The organism is Bartonella sp. AP20NXHL (genome assembly GCF_042196165.1).
Taxonomy (GTDB): domain Bacteria; phylum Pseudomonadota; class Alphaproteobacteria; order Rhizobiales; family Rhizobiaceae; genus Bartonella.
In genome coordinates this window covers 1-5,830 of the sequence record NZ_JBHIPV010000035.1, presented here as the reverse complement: position 1 = coordinate 5,830, position 5,830 = coordinate 1, and the positions used below count along the sequence as shown (strand labels likewise).

3 protein-coding genes, 1 tRNA gene and 1 pseudogene are annotated in these 5,830 nt (G+C 34.3%); 3 read left to right on the top strand and 2 right to left on the bottom strand.

What is annotated here, in order from left to right:
• Positions 1-327 precede the first annotated feature (327 nt).
• Together ACFILL_RS08625 and ACFILL_RS08620 are read left to right on the top strand one after the other, a co-directional pair.
• A complete protein-coding gene (locus ACFILL_RS08625) occupies positions 328-861 on the top strand; it encodes an ATP-binding protein (protein WP_375643761.1) in 534 nt (177 codons plus the stop codon).
• Positions 862-986: 125 nt separating this feature from the next.
• Complete coding sequence (locus ACFILL_RS08620; protein ID WP_375643763.1) at positions 987-2,369, top strand: hypothetical protein; 1,383 nt, start codon at positions 987-989, stop codon at positions 2,367-2,369.
• A 110-nt stretch (positions 2,370-2,479) separates the two neighbouring features.
• Here ACFILL_RS08620 and ACFILL_RS08615 read toward each other — a convergent pair.
• Positions 2,480-3,071: pseudogene (locus ACFILL_RS08615) on the bottom strand (antA/AntB antirepressor family protein).
• A gap of 275 nt (positions 3,072-3,346) precedes the next feature.
• Positions 3,347-4,504, bottom strand: coding sequence for a tyrosine-type recombinase/integrase (locus ACFILL_RS08610; protein WP_375643764.1), 1,158 nt, complete (start codon positions 4,502-4,504; stop codon positions 3,347-3,349).
• A gap of 1,102 nt (positions 4,505-5,606) precedes the next feature.
• On the opposite strand from ACFILL_RS08610, the gene ACFILL_RS08605 reads away from it, so the two are divergent.
• Positions 5,607-5,696, top strand: a tRNA-Ser gene (locus ACFILL_RS08605).
• The last annotated feature ends 134 nt before the right edge of the window (positions 5,697-5,830 follow it).

Genomic DNA, 5,830 nt, shown 5'->3' with positions numbered 1-5,830 from the left:
GTGATGTCGCGTTATACGAAATGGATTGTACTCATTATACTCTTATTAGCGCTTGATTTTTCACGTATTATGGATGCATTAGTAAGTATTTTTACACAAAAACCAAATATCCGACTCTAAACATACTCTGAGACGCGCGAAATTCTTTAGCAAATGGTTTCTTAATTTTGCTCGTCTCATGGAGGCGATAGAGAATGCCTTCGCCCATTTAAAACAGTGGATTTCAAAGAATTAAAAATTTGTTCTATAATAATAACAAATTGTTAATATACGTGCGTTTAATAGGTATATTTCGTAATATTATCGGCTAAAAAGGTGGGAATAATTATGGAAAACGTCGCAGTTCAAAAACAAGAAAAGAATAAAACTGAAAAGTTTTCTATGAAAGAAAATCTTGCTGGAAGAGTTCGTCGTTTTCCTAAACCGTCCACTGAAATGGAAGCTTTGCAGCCTGTTTTTGAAGCGGTAAGCAACGCTATTCACGCGCTTGAAGATTCTAAGCAAGAAGATTACAAAAGCGCGGGTAACATAGATATAGAAATCAAAGATATAGATAAAAATGAAACACTTGAAATTATAGTTAAAGACAATGGTGTAGGATTGGATGATGAGCACTTTCAAGCTTTTTGCACTGTAGATACTAATTTTAAATTAGAAAAAGGAGGAAAAGGAGTTGGGCGGCTGCTATGGTTGGATGCCTTTAAGAAAATACGAGTTAAAAGTATATTCCTTGAAGAAGATCAGCTTTACCAGAGAAGCTTTACATTTTGTTTGGAAGAGGAAAATCAGATTCTTGATCATTCAAAAATACCTCTTATTAATCAAGAAGTAACCGGACAGAAATTATTTTTACCGGTTTAAGAGATGTAGCGTACCAAAAACATTTTCCACGCGAAACTGAAGCAATTATCGATCATATTGGGGCACATTTTTTTTCAGATTTAATTTTAGAACAACTTCCTCAAATAACTTTTCGTGATGATCAGATGTCTGTCAATTTAGCGCAGAAAGTTAAAAAATATTTAGTAGAAAATAGGGGAGAGATTACACTTGAAACCGCAGATTTTGGTTTATTAAAAATTCGTAATTTTATTTGTATGGCGGATGCTAACCTTAACTTTAAAGGGAAGAACCACTATCTACATCTTTTCGCACATGATCGTACTGTGACTACTGAAAGCATCGATAACCTTATTGGTTTCGGAAAATTTGGAGACCAAGGGCTAGTGTATCATGGTTGCATAAGTGGTCAGTATTTAGATGATAGAGTTAATCAAGAAAGAACGCATTTTTCTTTTAAGAATAAAATATTGAAAAATATTTTACGTTCCGTTGCTAACAATATTGTAGATAGCGTTCTTGCTCCAGAAAATGAAGAATACGAAGAAAAACGTTTAAATAAATTAAAAGAATTTTGTAGAACACATCCTTCCTATTGTTTTGATAATTATGAAAAACTATTAGAAAAACTTCCTAAATCTGCAAAGGATACAGAAGACTTTGTTAAGACACTGGCTATTCATAAGCTTCGAAGAGAAAAAAAGCAAAATTTGAGAATTGAAAACATATACCGTGAAATTACTAAAGGGAATACTAATACATACAGCTTTTCCCAAAAAATTTCTGAACTTGCAAAAGAAGTTAAAGATGAAGAAACAAGACAGTTAGCAGAGTATGTTATACGTCGTAAAGTTATACTTGATATTTTAGGAGAATTAATAATAGAGGTTAAGAAAAATGTTAATGGTCAAGAAGTCCCGCATCTAGAGAAAACATTGCATGAACTTATTTGTCCAATGCGTGTTCGGGGCGATGATCCTGAATCTCAGGAAAATTTAACGCATGATTTATGGATTATTGATGAGCGATTAACATTTACAAAATACTTCGCTTCGGATGTGTCTATCAAAAAAATCGCGAAGAATAGTACAAAAAGAATTCGTCCTGATTTATTATGTTATGATAAATTGCATGCTCTAGGACTTGAAGGTCGTCTTGATGCAGATCTGGACAAGTTAATGTTGGTGGAGTTTAAAAGACCAGGTCAGAAAACATATAAAACGGGTTACACCCCCATGGAACAAATAAACATATACCTTAACGAACTTAAAGGAAAAAGTATAAAGACATTTGATAATAAGAAAATAAAGATTTCAGAGCAGTGTGTTTTTTATTGTTATATTATTGCCGATATAGAAGGTGAACTTAAAACGCAAACGTCGACATGGCAGAAAACAGCTAATGGGCGAGGGAGAACTACTCTTCTACAAGGTGATTTTCGAGGAACCGTTGAAATAATAGAATGGAATGATTTATTGCAGGATGCAAAATTAAGGAATGAAGCATTTATTTCTACATTAAAGGTTTAATTTTTAGATGCGCGAGACAACCTCTTTGCGCATTTAAAACAGTAGATTTCAAAAATTAAAACTTCACCCCCTCCCCACTTTTAAAACGGGGAGATGGATTGTGATTTAAACTAAGCGGCTTTCGTAACAGATTTTTCTAAGACCTGTTTTGCTTCTTTAATGAGAGCTTTGTATTTTCTGTTCTCTTCATCTACTCTGAAGGCATCAAGAAGACGCATATGAATAGGACCTAAAAGATATAAATTTTTTTCGCCAGCGTTCATACCTTCCCAATAGCTTGGCAAATCAAAGCGCGTATCATTATCATAATCAACAGATTGGTTTCTTAGTTTCTTTTCACACTCAATAAAGTAACGGCGTGCTTGACGTCCTTTCTCATTACGTTCCACCATTGAGAGCTCTTTCGCCATGTCTAAAGTGATATGATATTCTGTACTTGGACGACCCGCCTTTAGGTTTCGGTAAATTTTTACCAAAACTCACAAAGCTTTGATTTTCCTGAAAGGGATTAGGTTTTACTCTTTTTTGAGTAAAACTCACAAAGTCCTGATTTTCTTGAAAAGAATATTCTTCAATCCGTCGTGAAATCCAATCGTTGAAGCGTATATTAACTTCTAAAAACGTATGCAATTCACGCGCATTAACAGTTTGAATGGTTTGCTGATCAATGACTTGTTCTGATATTTTTATAAGAGTGTTCATGATGAACTCCTATCGATTAGATGTTTTTCACTGACACTCAATAAAAGAGTGCCTGGTGCTGAAAAACACGGTCGATAATCCGTCGGTTATGCTTTTCCCATAAAGGGTATTGTATAGCGTAACTACACCCGACAAAGCCATTATATGCGTGTAACATATAATGAGTCAAAGCCTTTAATGTGCGAAGAAGAGATTGTGTCGGCAATCTGTCCGCTATCGATTTAAGGCGTTTTTCAGGCATCTGATTCGACAATAGAAACATTGTTATAATCCTGTCAAGTAGTTCCTGATATAAAAGATGCCCATTGTTCTAAGAGAACACGTCGTTGTTCCAAAAAATCCGTTCGCATATAAGCTTTTGTCACTGAACTTCCAACTGAATGGGCAAGAACAGTTTCGGCAATCTCAAATGGTGTTGACGTTGTTTCTGCTATCCAATCCCGTAAGCTTGAACGAAAACCATGGGGACGATAAGTCAAACCACAAACTGTCATATACTTTGCCATGGTGGCATCAGAAATTGGCTTGCCCGTAAGACCAGAAAAGAGGAAACCATTCTTTTCAAAGGGGAGAGTTTTTTCAATAACTCTCAAAGCTTCATCACTCAGTGGCACACGAAAGTCTGAAACTTTTCCTACAATACCTTTCATGTTTTCTTTTGGTATCGTCCATATATTTTTGTCAACTTGTTCAAGGCGCAAATAGCGCAATGAATATGACCGTGCTCCCGTCAAAATAAGTAACTTCAATGCTAAATTTGAAAGGATCTTATCATCTAAGCTTTGATAAAATGCCGGAACCTCTTGCCATAGCATAGCAGGAATATTTGTTGAAGTCGTACGTGGTTTTCCTAAAAGCGCGCGTGCCTTCATACAAGCCTGTAGATCAACATCTAAACCAAGAGCCGCTGCATATTTCAAGCAAATATTGATACGGTTAAGCGCTTTTCGCGCTGTGTCTGCTTTTTCATGCCAAAGGGGTGCTAGAACATTGCGAATGATATTGGCTGTTAATTTTTCTATAGGTAATTTGCCTATGTGTGGAATCACGTGCAACTCTAGTGGAGAAAACCAGCGGCCGTTTTTACCTTCATTTTTCAACTCTGCTTTTTTGCTTTCAAAAGCCGCTTTTGCAATTTCTTGAAAAATATTGCTTTGCTGTTTTAAAATAGTCTGTTCTCGAAAGACAATAGGATCATTGCCTTCTTTAAGAATATCACTATAATATCTTGCAAGCTCACGCGCTTCTTTTAAAGAGAGTTTCGTAACAGGACCAAGTCCCATTTCACGGCGCTTATTATGGTGCGTATAGCGAAAAAACCAAGAGCGTGTATTGTCTTTTCGAACATTCAACCATAGCCCTGCCCCATCACAATATTTTCCTTGTAGAGAGGACTTTACAAGTAATGCTGATAACCGATGAATTGCCCTCACTTAACGTCCCCTCTCGTCCACCTTTTCAAGCATTGCTCGTCCACCTTTTTTGGTCCACCTTTTAGACCACCTTTAATTTCTGATTTGAGATTGTTCCTTTAATACTTAATTTTTTTATTGAATCATAAAAAGCTATAGACATCAATACGCCCTTATACATCTTTATATACTTTGAATCTTGTTGCTAAAGCCTGATTCGCTCTCTGGGGGCACCATTTTTTATTTTACACATGTTTGTAAATGAATCGGCTTTTAAAACCTTGTCTGTTAAAGTTTATGCTTTCTGCTTCTGCATAATTTAGCATTTTTAAGTTCTATTCTTGAAAAACTATGTAATACCTTAACAAATTATCTATTGATCTAAGTGTATTGCTCAATAATTTTTTCTTCCATTCAAATTAACTTTTTGCTTATCCCACAGAAAAAACATTATAAATATACCTAATTTCCAGTCATATCTAGAAAAAATTTTAAACTATCGATGCAAATCTTACATAAAATTTTATTCAAATAGTGCAAATCAGCCATTCCCTCCAAGGTACTCTTTAGACGCACTAAATATCTGAATATTTTTATTTAAAAAATTAAAATCTTTTAAAGAGCTTTCTTATTGAATTATACTTAATTTAAACTCAATAAAAACTTTCCTTGAATATATATGTCATTCTTACAAATTTATCTCTCATAAACTGTTAGAGTAATAACATTTTCTTTTCGCCAATATGAACGATCTAAATAAAATAAATATCTGGAAAGGTAAAATAATTCAAAAATACACGACCGGAATTTAATATAATTTATCAAACATTTTCAACTAAACATTTCTTATTATTACGAAAACGATTGTTAGAACTTTAAAAAAATATTGCTTTATAAAAAACTTTTAAACAGGAAAAAAATGATAAATATCATAATTACCTTTCATTTTTTCAGAAAAAACTATCATGTTTAGAAATGAAACTCTTAGATAACACACTCAAAGAATTAACTTATGAAAAATTATTTTAATTGAAACTTAAATAGTTTTACAAAGAACGCTTTAAAATGCGTATTAAAATGATTGACCTTTTACAAGAAATTTGTCAAAAAGCATATCTAGTTTGGAGGGGTGGCCGAGCGGTTTAAGGCACCGGTCTTGAAAACCGGCGTGCAGGAGACTGTACCGTGGGTTCGAATCCCACCCCCTCCGCCACAGCACTTTTATCGTGCTATAACTTTTTGATTCTGTGTAATCTTTTTTAAGGTTCGGTGTAGCTTGCCAGCGGGTTTTGTATATTTTGACACTAGGTTTTGTACCAATTTATTTTTTTTAAAGAGTTTTAAAGA

Excerpts from the sequence above, each read along its gene's own strand:
- ACFILL_RS08625 (WP_375643761.1), top strand. The coding sequence starts at position 328 with ATGGAAAACGTCGCAGTTCAAAAACAAGAAAAGAATAAAACTGAAAAG.
- ACFILL_RS08620 (WP_375643763.1), top strand. The coding sequence starts at position 987 with ATGTCTGTCAATTTAGCGCAGAAAGTTAAAAAATATTTAGTAGAAAAT.